This window comes from Bordetella sp. 2513F2, assembly GCF_054642735.1.
Genome location: NZ_CM137755.1, coordinates 4,172,520 through 4,194,213 on the forward strand (window position 1 = coordinate 4,172,520; position 21,694 = coordinate 4,194,213).

The following is a 21,694-nucleotide window of genomic DNA, read 5'->3' on the forward strand; positions in this document are numbered from 1 at the left end:
TCCGGCATGCGCACCGGCCCGCCACGCAACGACCAGGGCGCGTGGCAGCCGCACCAAGAAAAACCCCGCACGGTGGCGGGGTTCGTCAGCGGAGCGCCGTGGCCTCAGGCGCTTTGCTTCAGGGCCTGGACCTTGTCCGTGGCTTCCCAGGAGAACTCCGGCTCGGAACGGCCGAAGTGGCCATAGGCCGCGGTCTTGGCGTAGATGGGGCGCAGCAGGTCGAGCATGTTGACGATGCCCTTGGGGCGCAGGTCGAAGTGCTCGCGCACCAGCCTGGCGATCTGGTCGTCGGGGATGACGCCGGTGCCTTCGGTGTAGACCGTGATGTTGATGGGCTCGGCCACGCCGATGGCGTAGCTGACCTGCACCTGGCACTGGCGCGCCAGGCCGGCGGCCACCACGTTCTTGGCCACGTAGCGCGCGGCGTACGCAGCCGAGCGGTCGACCTTGGACGGGTCCTTGCCCGAGAACGCGCCGCCGCCGTGCGGGCAGGCGCCGCCGTAGGTGTCGACGATGATCTTGCGGCCCGTGAGGCCGCAGTCGCCCTGCGGGCCGCCGATGACGAAGCGGCCGGTGGGGTTCACCAGGAACTTGGTCTTGGGGGTGATCAGGCCGTCGGGGAAGCTGGGCTTGATGATGTCCTCGATGACCGCCTCGCGGATGGTCTCCTGCGAGATCTCGGGCGCATGCTGCGTGGACAGCACCACGGTGTCGACCTCGACCGGGCGGCCGTCGACATAGCGGAACGTGACCTGCGACTTGGCGTCCGGACGCAGCCACGGCAGGCGGCCGTCCTTGCGCAGTTCGCTCTGGCGCTGCACCAGGCGGTGCGCATACCAGATGGGCGCGGGCATGAGGTCGGGCGTTTCGTCGCAGGCATAGCCGAACATCAGGCCCTGGTCGCCGGCGCCCTGGTTGAGGTAGTCGTCGGAGCTGCGGTCGACGCCCTGGGCGATGTCCGGCGACTGCTTGTCGTAGGCCACCAGCACCGCGCAGCCCTTGTAGTCGATGCCGTAGTCGGTGTTGTCGTAGCCGATGCGGCGGATGGTGTCGCGCGCGACCTGGATGTAGTCGACGTTGGCGGTCGTGGTGATCTCGCCGGCCAGCACCACGAGACCGGTGTTGCACAGCGTTTCGGCGGCCACGCGGGCGTTGGGATCCTGCGTGAAGATGGCATCCAGCACCGCGTCGGAGATCTGGTCGGCGACCTTGTCGGGGTGCCCTTCGGAGACGGATTCGGAAGTGAAGAGGAAATCGTTGTTGGCCACAGATGCGTCCTTATGGAGCCGGTACCGTACCGGCGCACAGGGTTGAACGAGGCGCGCTGCACCCCGCACCGATACCTGCTGGCGAACGGATCTGGGCGCGACGCTTTAGCGGATTTGGCCGCCGGGCACGCAGGCGCCCCCGGCAGTCGTCGCCCCGCAAGTTGTCGGTTAACTCGGCGACCGCGCCATTTTAGGCGAAAATACCGCCTCCGTGCCGGCCGCCGCAGCGCCGGCCGGCCGCCCACGCCGTATACCGTCCCACGCATGCTGCTCGCCCTAGTCCGCCTGTTCGCCACCCTGCCGCTTCCGCTCGCACAGACCCTGGGCCGGTTGGTCGGACGCCTGCTCTATGCGTGCCCCACCAAGTACCGCCGGCGCCTGCGCGCCAACGCTGCGCAGGCGGGCTATCCCGACGCCGCCTTCGCGCGGCGCGCGGCCGGCGAGATCGGCGCCATGATCCTGGAACTGCCGAAAGTCTGGTTCCGCAACGACGAGTGCATGGAGCGGGTGGTCTGCGACGACGACCACGTGGTGGCGCAGGCGCTGTCCGAAGGCCGCGGCATCCTGTTCCTCACGCCGCACCTGGGCAACTTCGACGTGGTGGCGCGCTACCTGGCCCGCCAGACGCCGCTCACCGTGATGTTCCGCCCGCCGCGCAAGGCCGTCCTGGCGCCGGTGCTCGAAACCGCCCGCAACACCTCCAGCATCCGCGCCGTGCCGGCCACGATGCACGGCGTGCGCGAGTTCGTGCGCACGCTGCGCCGCGGCGAGGCCGTGGGCATGCTGCCCGACCAGGCGCCGGGCGTGGGCGATGGCGTATGGGTGCCGTTCTTCGGCCGGCCGGCCTACACCATGACGCTGCCCGGCAAGCTGGCCGCGCAGACCGGCGTGGCGGTTATCCTGTCGGCCGGGGAACGCCTGCCGGGCGGCCGCGGCTGGCGCGTGCACCACATGCGCGTACCCGACCCCCTGCCCGACGACGCGGCCGCCCAGGCGGGCCTCTTCAACGCCGCGATGGAAGCGCTGATACGGCGCTTTCCCGAGCAGTACCTGTGGGGCTACAACCGCTACAAGCGCCCTCGCGGCGCGCCGCCGCCACCCGACACGGCGGGCGCCGCATGATGCACGGCTTGAAGTTCCGCGCGCTCACCGCCCTGCTGCGCTGGTTCGCGCGCATGCGGCCGGCCACCCGGCAGCACGCCGGCGCCGCGCTCGGCTGGCTGGCCCTGCGGCTCGCCCATTCGCGCGTGCGCATCGTGCGCCGCAATCTCGAGCTCTGCTTCCCCGAGCAGCCGGCCGAAACGCGCGAAGCCTGGATGCGCGCGCATTTCCGCGCGCTGGGCCAGTCCATCGTCGACCGGGGCGTGCTCTGGTACGGCACCCCGGAGGCCATCCGCGACATGGTCTCGCTGTCGGGCTATGCGCACATCCGGGACGTGGTCGCGCAGGGCCGGCGCGTCATCATCCTCGCGCCCCACTTCATCGGCCTGGACGCCGCCGCCACGCGCCTGACCATGGAAGCGCCCACCGGCGCCACCATGTACACGCCGCAGAGCGATCCCGCCGTGGACGCCGTGGTACGCGCCGGCCGCGCCCGCTTCAACGACGTGCATCTCGTCAGCCGCCGCGACGGCGCCCGCGAGATGGTGCGGCACCTGCGCGACGGCCGGCCGCTCTACTACCTGCCCGACATGGATTTCGGCCGCGAAGGCTCGGTCTTCGTGCCGTTCTTCGGCGTGCCCGCCGCCACCCTGCTGGCCACCGCGCAGCTCGCGCGCAAATGGCAGGCCGCCGTCATCCCGGTGATCGATTTCTGGGATCCCGACACCGGCCGCTACCGGGTCGAAGTCCTGCCCGAACTGGCCGACTTCCCCGGCGACGACTCCCTGGAGGACGCCACGGCCCGCCTGAACCGCGCGATCGAATCCTGGGTCCGGCGCTGTCCCAGCCAGTATTACTGGGTGCACCGCCGGTTCAAGACCCGCCCGCCCGGGGAGCCCAAGCTCTATTGAAAGCAACGGCAAAGGGCGTCCCGCGCCCGGGGTGCGGCCCTGCGGCCGGCTTTCTGCGCGATAATCCGACGATGATCTGGAACTTCACCAAAATGCACGGCGCCGGCAACGACTTCGTCGTGCTCGACGGCGTGCGCCAAGACATCGCCATGACGCCCGAGCGCGCGCGCGCCCTGGCCGACCGGCATTTCGGCGTGGGCGCCGACCAGATCCTGCTGGTCGAGCCGGCCACCGTTCCGGATGCCGACTTCCGCTACCGCATCTTCAACGCCGATGGCGGCGAGGTGGAGCATTGCGGCAACGGCGCACGCTGCTTCGTGCGCTTCGTGCACGAGCAGGGGCTGTCCGACCGCAACCCGCTGCGCGCCGAGATCGCCACCGGCGTCATCGTGCTGGACCAGGGCGCCGACGAACAGGTCACGGTCGAGATGGGCGTCACCCGTTTCGATCCCGAGGCCCTGCCCTTCGATACCGCCGGGCTGGCCTCGCATGCCGTACACGACGACACCGTCTGGACGCTGCCGCTGGAGGCTCCGGCCGGCGCGCCCGATGCCGCGCACCTCTCCATCGTGGCCATCTCCAACCCGCACGCGGTGCAGGTGGTCGACGACGTCGACGCCTATCCGGTGGGCGTGGTGGGGCCGCTGGTGGAATCGCACCGCCGTTTCCCCCGGCACGTCAATGCCGGCTTCATGCAGGTGCTGGATCCGCACGCCGTGCGGCTGCGCGTCTACGAACGCGGCGCCGGCGAGACCCTCGCCTGCGGCACCGGCGCCTGCGCCGCGGTGGCGGCCGGCATACGCCGCGGCCTGCTGCAAAGCCCGGTGCGCGTGCACACCCGCGGCGGCGTGCTCACGGTGGCCTGGAACGGCGCGCAGCTGCGCATGACGGGCCCCGCCGTGTCCGTGTTCGACGGCCGCATCGATATCGACAAACTGGTCCTCTCCCTGGCCATGAACCGCTGAAGCGCCCCTGCCATGACTGCCACTACGTCCTATACCGCCCAGGAAATCGCTGCCTTCCTGCAGGAGCATCCCGCGTTCTTCGCCCAGCACGCCGACGTGTTCGCGTCGCTGCGGGTGCCGCATCCCCACACGGCGCACGCCATTTCACTGGGCGAGCGCCAGATCCTCGCCCTGCGCGAGCGCACCCGCCAGCTGGAGTGGCGCATCGACGAGCTGGTGCGCAACGCCAACGCCAATGAATCCATCGGCCGCCATATCGAGCAATGGAGCGCGAGGCTGGCGGCCGAGTCCGATCCGCAGCACATCCCGGGAGCCATCGCGCTGGGCGTGGCCGAGCAGTTCGCGCTCAACCACGTGGCGCTGCGCCTGTGGAACCTGCCTGGGCTGGCCCCGGAAAGCGCCTACGGCGCTGCGGTGAGCGAAGACGTGCGCACGTTCGCCGACAGCCTCAAGACCCCCTATTGCGGCAACGACACCGGATTCGAAGCAGTGTCCTGGCTCGACGCCACGCCGCAATCGCTGGCCCTGGTGGCGCTGCGGCCCGCCGAGGACGCCGCCAGCGTCGGCCTGCTGGTGCTGGGCTCCGACGATCCGGCGCGCTTCGATCCCGAGATGGGCACGGCCTTCCTCGAATCCATCGGCCGGCTCGCCTCGGCGGCGCTGCAGCGGCTCGCCGGCGCGCCCGCGGCCTGAGGATCCCACCGGCCATGCCCGCCCCCGCCGCCGACCCCATACAGGCCTGGCTGGGGCATCTGCGCACCAACCGGCGCTATTCCGGGCACACGCTCGACGGCTATGCGCGCGACCTGCGCCGGCTGGCCGAGCTCGCCGCGCAGGCCGGCCTGCCGCTGGAACGCCTGGCCAACGGCCATGTGCGCCAGTTCGTGGCCCGCCTGCACGCGCAGGGGCTGGGCCCCCGCAGCCTGGCGCGCGTGCTGGCTGCATGGCGCGGCTTCTACCAATGGTGGGCCCCCGCGGCCGGCCTGCCGGGCAACCCGGTGGCGGGGGTGCGCGCGCCCAAGGCGCCCCGCGGCCTGCCCAAGGCCTTGTCGGTGGAACAGGCGCAAGGGCTGCTCGAGCACGCCCCCGCCCGCCTCTCCAACGACCCGGCCACGATACGCGACGTGGCCATGTTCGAGCTGCTCTATTCCAGCGGCCTGCGCCTGTCCGAGCTGGTGGGCCTGGACAGGCAGTACGTGCGCGAGGGCGGCTATGAATCGCGCGGCTGGCTGAGCCTGGACGAAGCCGAGGTCACGGTGCTGGGCAAGGGCAACAAGCGCCGCACCGTGCCCGTGGGCCAGGCGGCGCTGCAGGCCCTGCGGCGCTGGCTGCAGGCACGCCCGCAGCTGTGCGGGCCGGGCAACGATCCGGCCGATTCGGCGGCGCTGTTCCTGGGCGCCCGCGGCAGGCGCATCGCGCCCCGGGTGGTGCAGGCCCGCCTGGCGGCGCTGGCACAGTCGGCCGGGCTGGCCGCGCGCGTGCATCCGCACGTGCTGCGGCACAGCTTCGCCAGCCACGTGCTGCAGTCGGCGCAGGACCTGCGCGCCGTGCAGGAGCTGCTGGGCCACGCCAACATCTCCACCACGCAGATCTACACCCGGCTCGACTTCCAGCACCTGGCCAAGGCCTACGACCAGGCCCATCCCCGCGCCGGCCGCAAATCGTAGAGCGGCCGGCGCGTCCTGCCTCAGTACGTCACGCGCACGCCCAGCAGCACGCTGCGCCCGGGCAGCGGAGCGACGCTGGAAATGAACGAGGCATGGTTGTAGGCCAGCTTGTCGAACAGGTTGTTGCCGCGCAGGTAGATCTCGTAGTCGGCGGCGCCCATGCGGGTGCGGTAGGCCACGGACGCGTTCACCATGTCGTACCCCGGCGTGCTGGACTCGTACTCGGCGATGTCGTCCTGCCGGTAGACGTGGTAGTACTCCACGCCCGCCGACCAGTGCTGCCAGCGCGCATCCGCGCGCACGCCCAGCCGTGCGGCCGGGATGCGCGGCAGGTTGCCGCTGCCGCCCGTCAGCTTGCCGCGCACGTAGTCGCCGAAGAGGGCGGCCGAATACACCGCATTGAAGCGGTGGCGGATCTCGCCTTCCACGCCCACGAATTCGGCATCATGCTGCGCGTATTCGATGAGGCGGAAGTCTTCGTAGCGATCCAGCGTATTGGCGTAGATGTAGTTCTTCACGCGGTTGTGGAACGCGCTCACGCTGAAGGTGGTGTCGCCCGCATGCTTGCGCAGGGTCAGGTCGATGTTGCGCGAGGTTTCCTTGTCGAGGTCGGCATTGCCCAGCTCGTAGGTATTGGTGGCCAGGTGCACGCCGTCGGCATAGAGTTCCTGGGCCGTGGGCAACCGCTGCGAGCGCGACACCGACAGGGCCACCGAATACTGGGGCGCGAAGTCCCAGATCGCCGCGGCCGACAGCGAAGTGGCCGACGCGCGGTTGGATTCGTTGCCGCCATCCGGATCGATGTGCTGCCAGTCCTGGCGCACGCCGCCCTCGAAACGCCAGCTGCCCAGGCGGTACTCCTCGAGCAGGAAGATGCCGGTGGAGCGCGTCTTGCTGCGCGGCAGGAAGGCTTCCTCGCCATCGGCCCGGAAGTCGCTGTAGGCAGACTGCAGCCCCACGACGCCGTGCAGGCCGGCCAGCGGCTTGTGGGTGAGTTCCAGCCGCGCATCGTAGCCGCGGTTCTTGAAGCGCGTGCCCACGACGCCGTCTTCGATCTCGTCGTGCTGGTAGTCGGTGAGGCCGCCGCGCAGGCGCACTTTCTCGAAACCGGCGAAGGGCTCGAGGTACTCCGCGCGCAGGTCCAGGCGCTGGCTGCGCAGCTTCACGTACGGGACATCGCCATGTTCATGTTCGTGCCCGTGCTCATGGCCCTCCTCATGTTCGTGGCCATGCTCGTCCTCTTCTTCGTGGCTGCCGCAATGCAGGTGCGTGCCATGCGGATGGCAGCTCTCGTATTCATGGTTGTGCCCCGGCAGGCCATAGCGGCTGTCCAGGTAGGTATAGGCGATGCCCACGTAGCCGCGCGGCCGGATCCACGACAGGCCCACCGTGCCCTGCGACGATTCGCTGTACGAGCCGGCCAGTTCCGATTCCGACCAATCGGGCACCTTGTAGTCGCTGGTGCGGCGCTTCAGGCCCTCCACGCGCACCGCGAAATCCCCGCTGCCCGCCGTGATGCCCACCGCCCCGGCGCGCTCGCGCGTGCCGGTCGCGCCGCGTATCTCGGCCTGGGCTTCCACGCCTTTCTCCGGCACCTCGGTGGGGATCTTGCGATCGATCACGTTGACCACGCCGCCTATGGCGCCGCCGCCGTACAGCAGCGTGGCCGGGCCCCGCAGCACCTCGATGCGCTCGGCCAGCAGCGGTTCGGCCGTCACCGCGTGATCGGGCGAGATGCTGGAGGCGTCCATCAGTTCGGAGCCGTCGGACAGCACCTTCACCCGCGGCGCGGTCTGGCCGCGGATCACCGGACGCGTGGCGCCAGCGCCGAAGGTGTCGGCATGCACGCCCGGCTGCCCCTGCAGGGTCTCGCCCAGCGTGCCGGCGCGCTGCACCACGAGCTCCTCGCCGTCCAGCACCAGCGCCGGCAGCGCCATGCTGTCGGGGTCCAGGCCCAGCGGGCTGGCCGACACGGCCACGGGCGCCAGCGTCTGCGCTTCCTGCGGCGCCGTAGCCTGCGCCGTGGTCTGGGCCTTGGCCTGCGCCGCGGCCAAGGCCAGCAGCAGTGCGATTCCCACGCGTTCGCGCTTGTGTTTCATCATCCCTTCCCCAAGAAAACGATATAACATTACATAAAGAAAAACGAATGATATAACATTACAAAACCTGTCGCAGCAGCGGACGCTTTTTTGGCGGCTCTTCCGCTCCCTGACGATGCCATCGCAATCAGATGGAGAGGGCGCCCGGTCGGCCGAGCGCCTCCCCTGCACCCGCTTCAGGCCGTCACAAGCTGTCCGCCCAGCAGCAGCACTCCCAGCGCCAGCACGGCGCAGGCGGCCAGGACCTCGATACCGCGGCGCACGCGCGTGGCCCAGGCGGCCGAGAGGGCGCCGCCCAGCCAGGCGGCGCCGCCCCGTGCCAGCACGGCCAGCCCCACCAGCGCGGCCACCGTCAGGCCGGTTCCCAGGCCCATGGCCAGTGCCGCGGCCACGCCGGCAAGGAAGAACCCCTGCGACAGCGCGAACACCAGCACGATCAGCGCCCCGCTGCAGGGGCGCAGCCCCACCGCCAGCACCGCGCTCGCGGCGCGGCGCCAGTCCAGCGGCCCGGACACCTGCGCAGGCTCCGGCACGTGCGCATGGCCGCAGCCGCAGTCCGGGGCGTGGTCGTGGTCGTGGGCGTGGGCGTGGGCGTGGGCGTGGGCGTGGGCGTGATCATGGTCGTGGCCGTGTCCGGCATGGTGGGCATGGCCATCGTGGGCATGTTCCGCGGGATTGCCGCGGCGGCGCCACAAAGGGCGCAGCGCCTTGGTCCAGACCAGCCACAGCCCCAGCGCCACCACCAGCGCATACGAAGCGGTCTCCAGCCAGCGCGTGGTGCGGTCCATGACGGCCGCGGTGGCGCCGAGGGCCCAGGCCAGCACGGCCACCACGGCAATGGCCACCAGCGCCTGCACCAGGGCGGAGGCCAGGGCCAGCAGCGCCCCGTTGCGCGCGGTCTGCCGGTTGGCCAGCACGTAGGCGGAGATCACGGCCTTGCCATGCCCCGGCCCCAGCGCGTGGAACACGCCGTAGGCGAAGGACAGGCCCGCCAGCAGCCAGCCCGCACCGCCCTCGGCCTGCCAGGCGCGCACCGCCCCGGTGAGCTGGCGATAGAAATGCGACTGCCATATCGCAACCTGGCCGAACAGCTCGGCCAGCCAGCCCGGGCCGGCCATGCCCGCCGTGGATTCGGGCACGCCGAACGGGTGCGGGGCCGCGAGCGCCACGCCTGTGGCGACGCCCGCGGCCAGCAGCAAAACCAGGGTCAGGAAGCGCATGACACCTCGATGCCGTGCGCCAGCCCCTTGGTGATGGCATACAGCTCTTCGGGCGGCTCGGCCACGTCGGCCGGAATCAGGGCCAGCTTCTGCATGGTCTGCCAGTCCAGCTCGCGCGGCTCGCGGTAATCGGCGCGGCAGCCCTGCGGCGCGCCCTGCATGGCTATCGCCCCCTGCGCCTTGAACGAATACGCCACGAAATAGGTGGGGTCGAATACTTCGATGGACACGGGCTGCGCACCGGGCGCCGCGGGCTGCGCCAGCGGCAGCACGAACGAGAGCGACAGCCGCCCGCCCTTGGGCTCCCAGTCGACGGCCGCCTCGCGCGGCGTGCCGAAGCCCTGGCGCCGGCCGCCCGCGGTAACGGTGGTGAAGTAGTGCGAGATGGGCTCGCCCAGGGCCTTTATCCAGTCGTCGGCCATGGCGCGCAGCGTCTCGGGCGGCAGGCTGCCGTCCTGCCGGCGCGGCAGGCCCTGGGTGGCATAGGCGCCGAACATCTCGTCGAACTGCCATTCGTGGCGCACCGCCGCCACCCGCCCCTGCGCGTCGAACTGCACCACGGCGCGCGCGTCGATCCACATGTGGGGGTGGGCCTGGACGGCCGGGGCTGCCGCCGTGCCGATGAGCGCAGCGGCCATCAAGGACGCATGGCGTCGGCCAATTGACGCACGTTCCATTCGAACATTCCAATGTAGGTTCCCGCCGGCGTACCGGGCTGGGCCAGCGCATCGGAATAGAGCGTACCACCGACCCTGGCGCCGGTCTCGCGCGCCACGGTTTCCACCAGCCGCGGGCTCTGCACCGTCTCCACGAATACCGCGGGCACATGCGCCTCGCGCACCTGCTTTATCAGCACGCCGAGTTCGGACGCCGAAGGCTCGGCCTGGGTCGACATGCCCGCGACCGGGATGAAGCGCACCCCGTAGGCATCACCGAAATAGCCGAAGGCGTCGTGCGAGGTGACCACCGTGCGCCGCCCGGCGGGAATGGCGTCGAAAGTGGCGCGGACCTGCGCATCGAGCTGCTCCAGGCGCTGCGCATAGGCCCGGCCGCGCTCGCGGTAGGCCGCCGCACGGGCCGGATCGGCCTGCGCCAGCGCCTCGGCGATATTGCGCGCGTAGACGGCCCCGTTCTTCAGGCTCTGCCAGGCGTGCGGATCGAATTCGCCATGATGATGGTGATGTGCGCCGGCGTGATCATCGTGGTCGTGCCCATCGTGATCATGCCCATCGTGGTCATGCCCATCGTGGTCATGCTCATCGTGATCGTGTTCCTCGTGCGCATGCCCGGACCCGCGTTGCGCCGCCTCATGGCCATGCTCCCCGTCTCCGGCCAGCCGGCGCGGCGCCACCCCTTCGGAAGCCACCACCGTGCGGCCGGCATAGTCGGCGGCCTTGAGCAGCCGCGGCAGCCAGGCCTCGAACTGCAGCCCGTTCACCACCAGCACCTGCGCGGCCCCCAGCTTGCGCGTGTCCGAAGGCGTGGGCTCGTAGGTATGCGCATCGCCGTCCGGACCGACCAGCGTATCCACCGTCACGTCGGGGCCGCCCACTTGCCGCACGATGTCGCCCAGGATGGAAAAGCTGGCCACCACGCGCAGCGGCGCGTCGGCCGCGGGCGCCATGGCCGGCAGGCAGGCCAGCAGCAGCGCCGCGGCCCGGGCGGCCATGGGCCGCATGCCTCGCAGGGAGGCCAGGGAAATCTTGATCATGCAACAGCTCCAGTTCGGGACCGCCGGCGCCATGGCTGCGCCAGCAGCCCGCCATGCGGTCCGGTAAGGACGGAAAACAGGTAGATCGCGCCGGCGGCCAGGATGATGGCGGGCGAGGCCGGCACATCGGCGTGGTACGACACCAGCAGCCCGGCCAGCGCGGCGGCGATGCCGCATCCCGCGGCCGCCGCCAGCTGGCCCACCACGCTGGCGCACCAGAACCGCGCCGCGGCGGCGGGCAGCATCATCATTCCCACCACCATCAGCGTGCCCAGCGCCTGGAAGCCGGCCACCAGGTTCAGCACCACCAGCACCAGGAAGGCCATGTGCGCCAGCGGGCCCGGTCCGCCGCAGGCGCGCAGGAATCCCGGGTCCAGGCATTCGGCCACCAGCGGGCGGTACAGGACCGCCAGCGCCAGCAAGGTCAGCGTGGCCACGGCGCTCATCAGCAGCAGCGCCGTGTCGTCCAGCCCCAGCACCGTGCCGAACAGCACGTGCAGCAGGTCCATGTTGGAGCCGCGCAGCGACACCAGCAGCACGCCCAGGCTCAGCGAAACCAGGTAGAAGGCGGCGAAGCTGGCGTCCTCGCGCAAGGGAGTCAGGCGGGCCACCAGGCCCGAGAGCAGGGCCACGGCCAGGCCGGTGACGACGCCACCCAGCATCATGGCCCCCAGCGACATGCCCGACAGCAGGAAGCCCGCGGCCACGCCCGGCAGGATGGCATGCGACATGGCATCGCCCACCAGGCTCATGCGCCGCAGCACCAGGAACACGCCCAGCGGCGCGGCTCCCAGCGACACGGACACCGCCCCGGCCAGGGCGCGCCGCATGAAGCCGAAGTCGGCGAACGGCCCGATCAGCCAATCCAGGATCGTCATGCCGCCGCCTCGCCCACGGCCAGCACGTCCGCCGCCTCGCCCCAGCCCGCGACCTGGCCGGCCAGCGCCAGCGCCTGCGGGAATTCGCGGCGCACCAGCGCCAGGTCGTGCAGCACCGCCACGATGGTGCAGCCGCGCGCGTGCAGGCGCCGCAGCGAGGCCATGAGGGTCTGCACCGTGGACGGATCGACCGCGGCGAACGGTTCGTCGAGCAGCAGCACCGGCGCATCCTGCAGCAGCATGCGGGCGTACAGCGCCCGCTGCAGCTGCCCGCCGGACAGCTCTGCCAGCCGCAGCCCGGCCTGGTCCTGCAGCCCCACCTCCGCCAGCACCGCGTCGATGCGCGCCGTCTCGCGGCGTCCGAAGGCCCGCCAGGATCCGACCCGGCGCCAGGCGCCCATCGCGACCATGTCGGCCACCGTGATGGGAAAGCTGCGATCCAGTTCGGAGCCCTGCGGCAGCCACGCCAGGTCGCGCCGTCCGCCGCCCTCGAACCGTACACGCCCCGACAACGGCCGCAGCACGCCCATGATGCCCTTGAGCAGGGTGGATTTTCCCGCGCCGTTGGGGCCGACGACGGCCGTCATGCTGCCGGGCTCCAGCACACCGGAGACCGGGCCCACGGCCAGGCGGCCGCCCCAGCCGAAAGCAGCGGCGTCGAGCACGATGCGCGGCGGCGTCATTGCAGCGCCTCCGGGCTCATGCCCACCACCCGAGCGCCCAACCCGTGAGCGCCCAGGCGCACAGCGAGACGCCGGCCGTCACGGCCAAGCGGACCCCCACGCCCAGGCGCAGGGCGGAATTCCGGCGGGAGACGGGAAGCGAAACGGAGGGCTGGCTGGGCATGCGGAACGGCATCGGAAGTTTTATTATGTTATATCATAACAATTCTGGGCCAGTGGCCAGGCTGCCGTTTCCGCCGCAAGGTAATTTCTGCTACCTTCGCCCCATTCGCACGAACCTCCCCGGAACCCTCCCGCCACCGCCATGCCCGCCGCGTCCAGCTCCCCCGACACCATCGCCGAACAGCTCCGGCTGGCCGAGTCGCTGTGTGCGCAGCGCGGCCGGCGCCTCACGCCGATCCGGCGCAAGGTCCTGGAGCTGCTGCTGCGCCATGGCCGCAGCCTCAAGGCCTATGAGCTGCTCGAGGCCATGCGCGGCGTGCACCCGGGGGCGGCGCCGCCCACCGTATACCGTGCGCTGGACTTCCTCATGGACGAGGGCCTGATCCATCGCCTCGACGCCGTCAATGCCTGGAGCGCCTGCCACGACGCGGCCGGCGCCCCGCACGACCTGCTGGTGGTATGCACCGGCTGCGGCGCCGTGGCGGAACTCAGCGACCCGGCCATGAGCCGCCAGCTCGCCGAGCGCGTGGCGCAAACCGGCTATGCGCTGGCCACGCACGAAACCGAGATCCGGGCGCTGTGCCCGCAGTGCCAGAAGAACCCGCCGGCCGGCCAGCATTCCGGCCATCGCCATACCCATTGAGCTCTGCAGCCGCAACCAGGCCGGACGGCGTTGGGCGCTGGCGGGCCGCCCCGGGAAAGCCCCCTTGATTTTCCCGATCCTGCCCCCAAATGTTGGGATCATTCGGTAGTTGGCCGGCTTCCGCCGCGATCCGCAGGAAAGGCGGGCCAGGGTTGCCACGGGGTTTGCCCATGGCTTCCGACTGTGCTGTAATCCTGCGTCCGGCCGCCGATTGGCCGGCCGCCGTCGCCCTTGTTTACGACGTGCGCCCTGGCGTACGCCGACTTCGTTAGCAGCTTCGCCATGAACACCCCGCGCAGTCTGGACAAAATGGTCCCCGTCACGATCCTCACCGGTTTCCTCGGTGCGGGCAAGACCACCCTGCTCAAACGCATCCTCAACGAATACCACGGCCGCCGCATCGCCGTGATCGAGAACGAGTTCGGGCCGGAAAGCATCGACAACGACCTGCTGGTGCAGGAGCGCGACGAGGAAATCATCGAGCTGTCGAACGGCTGCGTATGCTGCACCGTGCGCGGCGACCTGATGCGCACGCTGTCCGAACTGCGCGCCAAGCGCGAAGCCGGCCAGATCAACTTCGAGCGCGTCATCATCGAGACCACCGGCATGGCGAATCCCGGCCCGGTGTGCCAGACCTTCTTCATGGACGACGACATCGCCGAGTACTACCGCCTCGACGCGGTGGTCACGGTGGTCGACGCCAAGCACGGCATGGCCACGCTCGACGCCCAGAGCGAGGCCCAGAAGCAGGTGGGCTTCGCCGACCGCATCCTGGTCTCCAAGCGCGACCTCGTCAACGAGGCCGACTACGAAGCGCTGCGCGCCCGGCTGGTCCACATCAATCCGCGCGCGCCGATCACGCCGGTGCATTTCGGCGAGGCCGACCTCAAGTCCATCATCGACATCAGCGGCTTCAACCTGAACTCGATCCTGGACATCGACCCGGCCTTCCTCGCCGACGAGCACCCCGACGCCGCGCACGATCATGACCATGGTCACGACCACGACCATGATCACGAAGGCGATTGCGGGCCCGACTGCGGGCACGCGCATCACCATCACCACCATCATCATCATCATCATCACGACGACGAGATCGGGGCTTTCGTGTTCCGCTCGAACAAGCCGTTCGACCCGGTCCGGCTGGAAGAATTCCTGGGCGGCGTGGTGCAGGTTTACGGCCCCGACCTGCTGCGCTACAAGGGAATCCTGTACATGAAGGGCGTCAATCGCCGCATGTTGTTCCAGGGCGTGCACATGATGATGGGCGCCGAACCCGGCAAACCCTGGACCGCGTCCGAGAAGCCGTCCACCAAGATGGTCTTCATCGGCCGCAAGCTGCCCCAGGAAATTTTCACCCGGGGCCTGGAGCAGTGCCTGGTCGGCTGACGCCGCCCCGGCACGGCCTCCGGATCGATTCATAGTGGAGTGTTTTCATGGCTACGAAGGCAGCAACCAAGAAATCAAGCAAGTCGGCCAACGAGACGGCGATTGATCTGCCCAGCGAAGAAGAATTGCTGGCCATGCCCGAATCCGACTACATGAACGATCGCCAACTGGCGTTCTTCAAGGAAAGGCTCAAGCAACTCGAGCAGGACATCCTCGCGAACGCCGGCGAAACCACCGAGCACCTGCGCGAGACGCAGTTCGTGCCCGATCCTGCCGACCGCGCCACCATCGAGGAAGAACACGCGCTGGAGCTGCGCACGCGGGATCGCGAGCGCAAGCTGCTCAAGAAAGTGCAGCAGGCCATCGCCCGCATCGACAGCGGCGAATACGGCTGGTGCGAGGAAACCGGCGAACCCATCGGCATTCCGCGCCTGCTGGCCCGTCCCACGGCCACGCTCTCGCTCGAGGCCCAGGAGCGCCGCGAGATGCGGCAGAAGCTCTACGGCGACTGATTCCGTCACGCTTTTTCACGCAAGCCATCAGGGCTATGCTGGGCAACCGGCATGGCCCTTTTCATTTCCCCGGCAGCCGCGCGAGGCCATGCCGCCGGCTTGAAATCATGGCGCGCGCCCCCAGATAGGACCTTCAAAGGAAGGAACGCATGGAACAATTTCACGCCACCACCATCGTCTGCGTACGGCGCGGGAACCAGGTCGCGCTGGGCGGCGATGGGCAGGTCACCCTGGGCAACATCGTGATCAAGGGCACCGCCCGCAAGATCCGCCGCCTCTATCACGACAAGATCCTTGCCGGCTTCGCCGGCGCCACGGCCGACGCCTTCACCCTGCAGGAGCGCTTCGAGGCCAAGCTCGAGAAGCACCAGGGCAACCTGATGCGCGCCGCGGTGGAACTGACCCGCGACTGGCGCACCGACCGCGTGCTGCGCCGGCTCGAGGCCATGCTCATCGTGGCCGATGCCGAGCACACCCTGGTGCTCACCGGCAACGGCGACGTGCTCGAGCCCGAGCACGGCCTGGCGGCCATCGGCTCGGGCGGCGCCTACGCGCAGTCGGCGGCGCTGGCGCTGCTGCGCAACACCGAGCTGCCGCCCGCCGAGATCGTGAAGCAATCGCTCGAGATCGCCGGCGACCTCTGCATCTACACCAACCAGAACCACGTGATCGAAACGCTGGGCGACTAGCCCGCAGCCCCACGGGACCGCACCACCATGTCCGCATCCACCATGACCCCCGGAGAAATCGTCTCCGAGCTCGACAAATACATCGTCGGCCAGAACCGCGCCAAGCGCGCGGTGGCCGTGGCACTGCGCAACCGCTGGCGCCGCCAGCAGGTGGCCGAGCCGCTGCGCCACGAGATCCATCCCAAGAACATCCTGATGATCGGCCCCACCGGCGTGGGCAAGACGGAAATCGCCCGCCGCCTGGCCAAGCTGGCCAACGCGCCCTTCATCAAGATCGAGGCCACCAAGTTCACCGAAGTGGGCTACGTGGGCCGCGACGTCGACACCATCATCCGCGACCTCACCGAGTATTCCATCAAGCAGACCCGCGAGCTCGAGATGCGCCGCGTGCGCACGCAGGCCGAGGACGCCGCCGAAGACCGCATCCTCGACGCGCTGGTGCCCCCGCCGCGCGGCGCCAACGGCGAACCCGAGCGGGGCGAGGAAGGCACGGCGCGCCAGACGTTCCGCAAGCGCCTGCGCGAAGGCAAGCTCGACGACACCGAGATCGAGATCGAGATCGCCCAGCCCCTGCCGCAGATGGACGTGATGACGCCGCCGGGCATGGAAGAGATGGCCGAGCAGCTGCGCGGCATGTTCGCCGGCCTGGCGCGCGACAAGAAAAAGCCCAAGAAGATGAAGGTCAAGGACGCCTTCAAGCTCATCGTCGAGGAAGAGGCCGCCAAGCGCATCAATGAAGACGACCTCAAGGCCGCGGCGGTGGCCAACGTCGAGCAGAACGGCATCGTCTTCCTGGACGAGATCGACAAGATCGCCGCGCGCCAGGAAACCGGCGGCGCCGACGTCTCGCGCCAGGGCGTGCAGCGCGACCTGCTGCCCCTGGTCGAGGGCACCACGGTGAACACCCGCTACGGCATGGTGCGCACCGACCACATCCTCTTCATCGCCTCGGGTGCATTCCACCTGTCGCGCCCGTCCGACCTGATCCCCGAGCTGCAGGGCCGCTTCCCCATCCGCGTCGAGCTGGAGTCGCTCACGGCGGCAGACTTCGTGCGCATCCTGTCCGACACCGACGCCTCGCTGATCAAGCAGTACTCCGCGCTGCTGGCCACCGAAGACGTCACGCTGGAGTTCACCGACGACGGCATCTCGCGCCTGGCCGAGCTGGCCTTTTCCGTGAACGAGCGCACCGAGAACATCGGCGCCCGCCGGCTGTACACGGTGATGGAGAAGCTGCTGGACGACCTGTCCTTCGACGCCACCGCGCAAAGCGGCAAGACGGTGCGGATCGACGCCGCCTACGTCGACGAACAGCTTGCCGAGACTGCGGCCAGCCAGGACCTCGCGCGCTACGTGCTGTAGGCCCGATTGCGCCGTCCCGCACGGCGCGTTCCGCATCCGTCTGCAACAGGCCATGATCAAACGCATCATGGCCTGTTTTGTCATGCGCGGGTCATCCCTGCCCAACACACTTCGCGCCACCACCCACTGGAGGAGAAGAGGCGTGAAGCACCTTGTTGGACGACGGGCCTGGCCCGGGGCGCTGGCGGCATCGCTGCTGCTGCTGAATCTTGCTGCCTGCGGCGGCGATGACGACGACGATGGTGGCGCCACACAGCCGCCGCCCGCGGCGGAAATTTCGCAGGGAACGACACTGCAGATGGCGGTGCTGGAAACCAGCGACCTGCACGCCAACGTGCTCGGCTACGACTACTACAAGCTGGCCGAGGACCCGAGCTACGGCGTCGACCGCACCGCGACCCTGATCGCCAATGCCCGCCGGCAGTACCCCAACCACATCCTGCTGGACAACGGGGATACCATGCAGGGTACGGCGCTGTCCGACTACCAGGCGCTGGTGCAGCCCGTGCAGTGCGAGGAAATGGTTGCCGTCTATCGCCAGCTCGACGTGCTCGGCGTGGATGCGGCCACGATGGGCAACCACGAATTCAATTACGGCCTGCCGTACCTGTCGCAGATCACCAATGTCGATTTCGGCCTGGACGGCATCGCCAAGGGCACGCCCGAGAGCAATCCCGCCGGCAAGACCGACTGCGCGGCGCCGGCCTTCCCCTTCGTCTCGGCCAACGTCGTGTCGGCCGCGACCGGCAAGCCCATCTTCGATCCGTGGGTCATCGTGCCCAAGCAATTCGAGGCTACCGCCCCCGATGGCACCCGGACCACGGTCACGCTGGACGTGGGCGTGATCGGCTTTGCGCCGCCGCCCATCATGCAATGGGACAAGACCCACCTGGAAGGCCACGTCAAGGTCGAGGGATGGAAGGAAACCGCCTCGCGCTACGTGCCCGAGATGCGCGCGGCCGGCGCGGACGTGGTGGTGGCCCTGGCGCATGGCGGCATCGACATGCGCACGCCCTACGCCCCCGACATGGAGAACGGCGCAGGCTACCTGAGCGAGGTGCCGGGCATAGACGTGCTGCTCACCGGCCACCAGCACCAGCTCTTTCCCGACACCGCCGAGACCTCGCCCTTCCGCGGCCAGCCCGGCGTGGACGTGGATCGCGGCCTGATCAACGACGTGCCCGCCGTGCAGCCCGGCCAATGGGGCAACAACCTCGGCGTGGTCGCGCTCACGCTGGAGTACGACGGCAGCGCCTGGCAGGTGCAGCGCGACCAGACCCTGGTGCGCCGCGACACCAGCCGCCTCAGCGTGGCCAGCGGCAGCACCCCGGCCACCTACGTGGCGCCCGACGCCAGCATCGCGGCCCTGGTGCAGCAGGCGCACGAAGACACCATCGCCTACGTGAAGACGCCGATCGGCACCACGGACTTCGACATGTCGACCAACTTCGCGCTGGTGGGCGATGTGTCGGCGCTGCAGATCGTCAACATGGCGCAGATCGACTACTTCAAGCGATACATCGCGGCCAACTCGCCCGGCTATGCCGGCCTGCCCATCCTGTCGGCGGCGGCGCCGTTCAAGGGCGGGCGCAACGGCCCCGGCGATTTCACCAACGTGCCGCAGGGCAATATCGCCATCAACAACGCCGCCGACCTGTACCTGTATCCGAATACGCTGCAGGTGGTGCGCGTATCGGGCGACATCGTGCGGCAGTGGCTGGAAAAGAGCGCCGGGCAGTTCAACACGATAGATCCCGACGCAACCGGCGAGCAGGCCCTGGTGGACGCGACCTTCCCCACCTTCAACTTCGACGTGCTGTACGCGGAAGGCAACGCGCTGCAATACACCATCGACCTCACCCGGCCCAAGGGCTCGCGCATCGCCAGCCTCACCTACCAGGGCCAGCCGGTGCAGGCCGATGACATGTACCTGGTGGTCACCAACAACTACCGGGCCAGCGGCGGCGGCGATTTCCCGGGGCTGGCGGGAGGCAAGGGTGACATCGTGCTGCAGGCGCCCGATGCCAGCCGCGACGTGCTGATCAGCTACATCCGCGAGAAGCAGACGCTGGACCTGGCGCAATACGGCGCCGATCGCAGCTGGTCGTTCGTGCCCGTGGCCACGCAGGGCCCGGTGGTGTTCCACAGCGTGGCCGGCACCGCCGCGATGGCGGCAGCCCACGGCGTGGACAACGTGCGCGACACCGGGGAGATCGACAGCGCCACCCAGCTGTCGAAATACGAGCTGCTGCTCGACCCCGCTCCCTGACGCAGCCGCCCGGCGCGGGCCCCGGCCCGCGCCGGCCGTCAGTTCTGGATGGCCGTGACCACGTAGCGGCCGTCCTTGCGCTGCGCCGTGAAGCGGACCTTGTCGCCCGCCTTGATGCCTTGCAGCAGGGTGGGCGGCTCGGCCTGGTACACGAGCGTCATTGCGGGCAGTTCCAGGTCCGAGATGGCTTCGTGCTTGATGGTGACCTTGCCCGCGGCCTGGTCCACGCGACGCACCTCGCCCGACGCCGTGGCCTGCTGCGCCTGGGCCGCCGCCGCGGCCGCAGCGATCGTCACGATGGCCGCCATGGCGGCCGTCTTGTGCATACCCATCCGTGTTCCTCCCGTTGGATGTTGCTCCAGCATACCGCGGCCGCGCCGGCAAACGCTGGTAAAGTTACCCGACACCCCGCGGCGCCGGGGCCCGAAAGGAGTCCACGCGTGAAGAAGCTCATCAACGACCCGCACGACGTGGTGCGGGAAATGCTGGAAGGGTTGGTCGACGCCTCGGCGCACCTGGCGCTGGTCGAAGGCGAGAACATCGTGGTCCCGCGCGACCTGCCGGCGCCCGAAGCGCGCCGGGTGGCCGTCATCTCCGGAGGCGGCAGCGGCCACGAGCCCGCCCACGCAGGCTATGTCGGCGCCGGCATGCTGGGCGCCGCCGTGGCGGGCGACGTCTTCACCTCGCCCAGCGTCGACGCCATCCTCGCCGCGATCCTCGCCGTCACCGGGCCCGCCGGCGCCCTGCTGGTGGTCAAGAACTACACCGGCGACCGCCTCAACTTCGGCCTGGCCGCCGAGCTCGCCCGCGAACGCGGCATCCCCGTGGAGATCGTGGTGGTGGCCGACGACGCCTCGCTGCAGGACCTCGTGCCGCGGGAGCGGCGGCGCGGCATTGCGGGCACGGTGCTGGTGCACAAGATAGCCGGCGCAGCCGCGGCCCAGGGTCGAGCCCTGGACGACGTGGCGCAGGTGGCCCGGCGCGCCGCCGACCGGCTGGGCTCGATGGGCGTGGGCCTGGGCGCCTGCACGGTGCCGGCGGCGGGCGTGCCCAGTTTCGAGCTGGGCCCGCAGGAAATCGAGTTCGGGCTGGGCATCCATGGCGAGAAGGGCGTGCGCCGCGGCGCCATCGTACCGGCGGACCGCATCGTCGACGAAATCCTCGAGCTCGTCCTGGGAGACTTCGCCAAGCGCGGCATCGACTGCAGGCACGGCGTGGCCCTGCTGGTCAACGGGCTGGGCGGCACCACGCCGATGGAACTGCAGATCGTCGCGCGCCGGGCACTGGCGGGACTGCGCGAGCGCGGCATCGCGCCGCAGCGGGCCTGGGTGGGCACCTACATGAGCGCCCTGGAAATGCCGGGGTGTTCGCTCACCCTGCTGCCCGTCGACGAGGAGCTGCTGGCCTTGCTGGATGCGCCCGCGCAGGCGCCCGGCTGGGTTGCCACGGGCCGCATCGCGGCCGAGCGCCGCTACGTGGCCGGCGTGCCGCGGGAGGCGCCGGACTACACCGGCGTGCCGCCCGGCCCGCTGGCCCCCGCGCTGCAGCGTGCGGCCCAGGCGGTGGCCGAGGCGCTCGCCGCGGCCGAGGCCGAGCTCACCGAGCTCGACAGCCGCGCCGGCGACGGCGACCTCGGCGCAAGCATGGAACGCGGCGCACAGGCCATACGCCAGCTGCCGCCCAGCGTCTTCCATACGCCCGAGGCGCTGCTGCTGTCCATGGGCCACGCGCTGCGCCGCGCCATCGGCGGCAGTTCGGGGCCGTTCTATGCCACGGCGCTCACGCGCGCCGGACGCGTGCTGGCCGGCGTGGCCCGGCCCACGCCCGCGCAATGGCACGAGGCCTATGCCCAGGCGGTGGAGGCCGTGTCGCAGATCGGCGGCGCCAGACCCGGGGACCGCACCATGCTGGATGCGCTGGCGCCCGCGGCGCAGGCCTGGGCCCGGGCGCTGGCCTCGCAGGACGGCGCGGCGGCGTTCCGCGCCGGCGTGCAGGCCGCCGAGGAAGGCGCCCAGGCCACGGCCCGCATGACGCCACGCCTGGGCCGCGCCAGCTACCTGGGCGAGCGCGCGCTGGGCATACCGGACGCCGGCGCCGTGGCCGTCACGATCTGGCTGAAGGCAATCGAACGCGCGCTGCATTGAATGCCGCGCCATTCCTGGAGA

Annotated in this window: 20 protein-coding genes; 12 read left to right on the forward strand and 8 right to left on the reverse strand. The window is 69.9% G+C overall.

Annotated features, from left to right (window positions below; translation table 11 throughout):
* Window positions 1-104: 104 nt before the first annotated feature.
* Window positions 105-1,268 carry a methionine adenosyltransferase gene (metK, locus tag ACYBYQ_RS19730; protein WP_459616118.1) on the reverse strand — a complete coding sequence of 388 codons (1,164 nt, stop codon included), beginning with the start codon at window positions 1,266-1,268 and terminating at the stop codon, window positions 105-107.
* 264 nt (window positions 1,269-1,532) lie between these two features.
* Here metK and ACYBYQ_RS19735 point away from each other — a divergent pair, with 264 nt between their 5' ends.
* Genes ACYBYQ_RS19735 through xerC form a run of 5 tightly spaced genes read left to right on the forward strand, consistent with a single transcriptional unit; the run spans window position 1,533 to window position 5,912 of the window.
* The gene (locus ACYBYQ_RS19735; RefSeq protein WP_459616119.1) at window positions 1,533-2,390 is read left to right on the forward strand and encodes a lysophospholipid acyltransferase family protein; all 858 of its coding nucleotides are present in this window, start codon (window positions 1,533-1,535) and stop codon (window positions 2,388-2,390) included.
* Entirely contained in the window at window positions 2,390-3,280 is an 891-nt protein-coding gene (locus tag ACYBYQ_RS19740; RefSeq protein WP_459618828.1) for a lysophospholipid acyltransferase family protein, read from the forward strand. Before ACYBYQ_RS19735 ends, ACYBYQ_RS19740 begins: the two co-directional genes overlap by 1 nt.
* A 53-nt stretch (window positions 3,281-3,333) precedes the next feature.
* Window positions 3,334-4,245 carry a diaminopimelate epimerase gene (gene dapF / locus ACYBYQ_RS19745; protein ID WP_459618829.1) on the forward strand — a complete coding sequence of 304 codons (912 nt, stop codon included), beginning with the start codon at window positions 3,334-3,336 and terminating at the stop codon, window positions 4,243-4,245.
* A gap of 12 nt (window positions 4,246-4,257) precedes the next feature.
* Window positions 4,258-4,938, forward strand: coding sequence for a DUF484 family protein (locus ACYBYQ_RS19750; RefSeq protein WP_459616120.1), 681 nt, complete (start codon window positions 4,258-4,260; stop codon window positions 4,936-4,938).
* A gap of 14 nt (window positions 4,939-4,952) precedes the next feature.
* On the forward strand, window positions 4,953-5,912 hold the full coding sequence (gene xerC, locus ACYBYQ_RS19755) for a tyrosine recombinase XerC (protein ID WP_459616121.1): 960 nt from the start codon (window positions 4,953-4,955) through the stop codon (window positions 5,910-5,912).
* A gap of 20 nt (window positions 5,913-5,932) precedes the next feature.
* On the opposite strand, the gene ACYBYQ_RS19760 is transcribed toward xerC, so the two are convergent.
* The 6 genes from ACYBYQ_RS19760 to ACYBYQ_RS19785 form a co-directional block, all read right to left on the reverse strand.
* Entirely contained in the window at window positions 5,933-8,014 is a 2,082-nt protein-coding gene (locus ACYBYQ_RS19760; RefSeq protein ID WP_459616122.1) for a TonB-dependent receptor domain-containing protein, read from the reverse strand.
* 173 nt (window positions 8,015-8,187) lie between these two features.
* Window positions 8,188-9,231, reverse strand: coding sequence for a nickel/cobalt transporter (locus ACYBYQ_RS19765; protein ID WP_459616123.1), 1,044 nt, complete (start codon window positions 9,229-9,231; stop codon window positions 8,188-8,190).
* Entirely contained in the window at window positions 9,219-9,812 is a 594-nt protein-coding gene (locus tag ACYBYQ_RS19770) for a DUF1007 family protein (RefSeq protein ID WP_459618830.1), read from the reverse strand. The genes ACYBYQ_RS19765 and ACYBYQ_RS19770 overlap by 13 nt, the downstream gene beginning before the upstream one ends.
* Window positions 9,813-9,868: 56 nt before the next feature.
* A complete protein-coding gene (locus ACYBYQ_RS19775) occupies window positions 9,869-10,900 on the reverse strand; it encodes a metal ABC transporter substrate-binding protein (RefSeq protein ID WP_459618831.1) in 1,032 nt (343 codons plus the stop codon).
* Between the two features lie 38 nt (window positions 10,901-10,938).
* On the reverse strand, window positions 10,939-11,820 hold the full coding sequence (locus ACYBYQ_RS19780) for a metal ABC transporter permease (protein WP_459616124.1): 882 nt from the start codon (window positions 11,818-11,820) through the stop codon (window positions 10,939-10,941).
* A complete protein-coding gene (locus tag ACYBYQ_RS19785) occupies window positions 11,817-12,503 on the reverse strand; it encodes a metal ABC transporter ATP-binding protein (RefSeq protein WP_459616125.1) in 687 nt (228 codons plus the stop codon). The genes ACYBYQ_RS19780 and ACYBYQ_RS19785 overlap by 4 nt, the downstream gene beginning before the upstream one ends.
* Window positions 12,504-12,807: 304 nt before the next feature.
* Here ACYBYQ_RS19785 and ACYBYQ_RS19790 point away from each other — a divergent pair, with 304 nt between their 5' ends.
* From ACYBYQ_RS19790 to ACYBYQ_RS19815, 6 genes are all read left to right on the forward strand, one after another.
* The gene (locus tag ACYBYQ_RS19790; RefSeq protein WP_459616126.1) at window positions 12,808-13,308 is read left to right on the forward strand and encodes a Fur family transcriptional regulator; all 501 of its coding nucleotides are present in this window, start codon (window positions 12,808-12,810) and stop codon (window positions 13,306-13,308) included.
* A gap of 282 nt (window positions 13,309-13,590) precedes the next feature.
* Entirely contained in the window at window positions 13,591-14,697 is a 1,107-nt protein-coding gene (locus tag ACYBYQ_RS19795; RefSeq protein WP_459616127.1) for a CobW family GTP-binding protein, read from the forward strand.
* A gap of 47 nt (window positions 14,698-14,744) precedes the next feature.
* A complete protein-coding gene (gene dksA / locus ACYBYQ_RS19800; protein ID WP_459616128.1) occupies window positions 14,745-15,209 on the forward strand; it encodes an RNA polymerase-binding protein DksA in 465 nt (154 codons plus the stop codon).
* 149 nt (window positions 15,210-15,358) lie between these two features.
* The gene (hslV, locus tag ACYBYQ_RS19805; RefSeq protein WP_459616129.1) at window positions 15,359-15,898 is read left to right on the forward strand and encodes an ATP-dependent protease subunit HslV; all 540 of its coding nucleotides are present in this window, start codon (window positions 15,359-15,361) and stop codon (window positions 15,896-15,898) included.
* A gap of 27 nt (window positions 15,899-15,925) precedes the next feature.
* Window positions 15,926-17,260 carry an ATP-dependent protease ATPase subunit HslU gene (gene hslU / locus ACYBYQ_RS19810; RefSeq protein ID WP_459616130.1) on the forward strand — a complete coding sequence of 445 codons (1,335 nt, stop codon included), beginning with the start codon at window positions 15,926-15,928 and terminating at the stop codon, window positions 17,258-17,260.
* Window positions 17,261-17,402: 142 nt separating this feature from the next.
* A complete protein-coding gene (locus ACYBYQ_RS19815; RefSeq protein WP_459616131.1) occupies window positions 17,403-19,529 on the forward strand; it encodes a 5'-nucleotidase C-terminal domain-containing protein in 2,127 nt (708 codons plus the stop codon).
* A 38-nt stretch (window positions 19,530-19,567) separates the two neighbouring features.
* On the opposite strand, the gene ACYBYQ_RS19820 is transcribed toward ACYBYQ_RS19815, so the two are convergent.
* Window positions 19,568-19,861: a copper-binding protein gene (locus tag ACYBYQ_RS19820; protein ID WP_459616132.1), complete on the reverse strand. Its 294-nt coding sequence runs from the start codon at window positions 19,859-19,861 to the stop codon at window positions 19,568-19,570.
* 108 nt (window positions 19,862-19,969) lie between these two features.
* On the opposite strand from ACYBYQ_RS19820, the gene ACYBYQ_RS19825 reads away from it, so the two are divergent.
* Window positions 19,970-21,673, forward strand: a complete 1,704-nt coding sequence (locus ACYBYQ_RS19825) for a dihydroxyacetone kinase family protein (protein WP_459616133.1) — start codon at window positions 19,970-19,972, stop codon at window positions 21,671-21,673.
* The last annotated feature ends 21 nt before the right edge of the window (window positions 21,674-21,694 follow it).

Coding starts and splice junctions, on each gene's coding strand:
- ACYBYQ_RS19760 (WP_459616122.1), bottom strand. CDS start 8,014: ATGATGAAACACAAGCGCGAACGCGTGGGAATCGCACTGCTGCTGGCC.
- hslV (WP_459616129.1), top strand. CDS start 15,359: ATGGAACAATTTCACGCCACCACCATCGTCTGCGTACGGCGCGGGAAC.
- dksA (WP_459616128.1), top strand. CDS start 14,745: ATGGCTACGAAGGCAGCAACCAAGAAATCAAGCAAGTCGGCCAACGAG.
- ACYBYQ_RS19780 (WP_459616124.1), bottom strand. CDS start 11,820: ATGACGATCCTGGATTGGCTGATCGGGCCGTTCGCCGACTTCGGCTTC.
- ACYBYQ_RS19790 (WP_459616126.1), top strand. CDS start 12,808: ATGCCCGCCGCGTCCAGCTCCCCCGACACCATCGCCGAACAGCTCCGG.
- ACYBYQ_RS19820 (WP_459616132.1), bottom strand. CDS start 19,861: ATGGGTATGCACAAGACGGCCGCCATGGCGGCCATCGTGACGATCGCT.
- ACYBYQ_RS19750 (WP_459616120.1), top strand. CDS start 4,258: ATGACTGCCACTACGTCCTATACCGCCCAGGAAATCGCTGCCTTCCTG.
- xerC (WP_459616121.1), top strand. CDS start 4,953: ATGCCCGCCCCCGCCGCCGACCCCATACAGGCCTGGCTGGGGCATCTG.
- ACYBYQ_RS19785 (WP_459616125.1), bottom strand. CDS start 12,503: ATGACGCCGCCGCGCATCGTGCTCGACGCCGCTGCTTTCGGCTGGGGC.
- ACYBYQ_RS19765 (WP_459616123.1), bottom strand. CDS start 9,231: ATGCGCTTCCTGACCCTGGTTTTGCTGCTGGCCGCGGGCGTCGCCACA.
- ACYBYQ_RS19735 (WP_459616119.1), top strand. CDS start 1,533: ATGCTGCTCGCCCTAGTCCGCCTGTTCGCCACCCTGCCGCTTCCGCTC.
- ACYBYQ_RS19740 (WP_459618828.1), top strand. CDS start 2,390: ATGCACGGCTTGAAGTTCCGCGCGCTCACCGCCCTGCTGCGCTGGTTC.
- ACYBYQ_RS19770 (WP_459618830.1), bottom strand. CDS start 9,812: ATGTGGATCGACGCGCGCGCCGTGGTGCAGTTCGACGCGCAGGGGCGG.
- ACYBYQ_RS19795 (WP_459616127.1), top strand. CDS start 13,591: ATGAACACCCCGCGCAGTCTGGACAAAATGGTCCCCGTCACGATCCTC.
- ACYBYQ_RS19775 (WP_459618831.1), bottom strand. CDS start 10,900: ATGGCCGCCCGGGCCGCGGCGCTGCTGCTGGCCTGCCTGCCGGCCATG.
- hslU (WP_459616130.1), top strand. CDS start 15,926: ATGTCCGCATCCACCATGACCCCCGGAGAAATCGTCTCCGAGCTCGAC.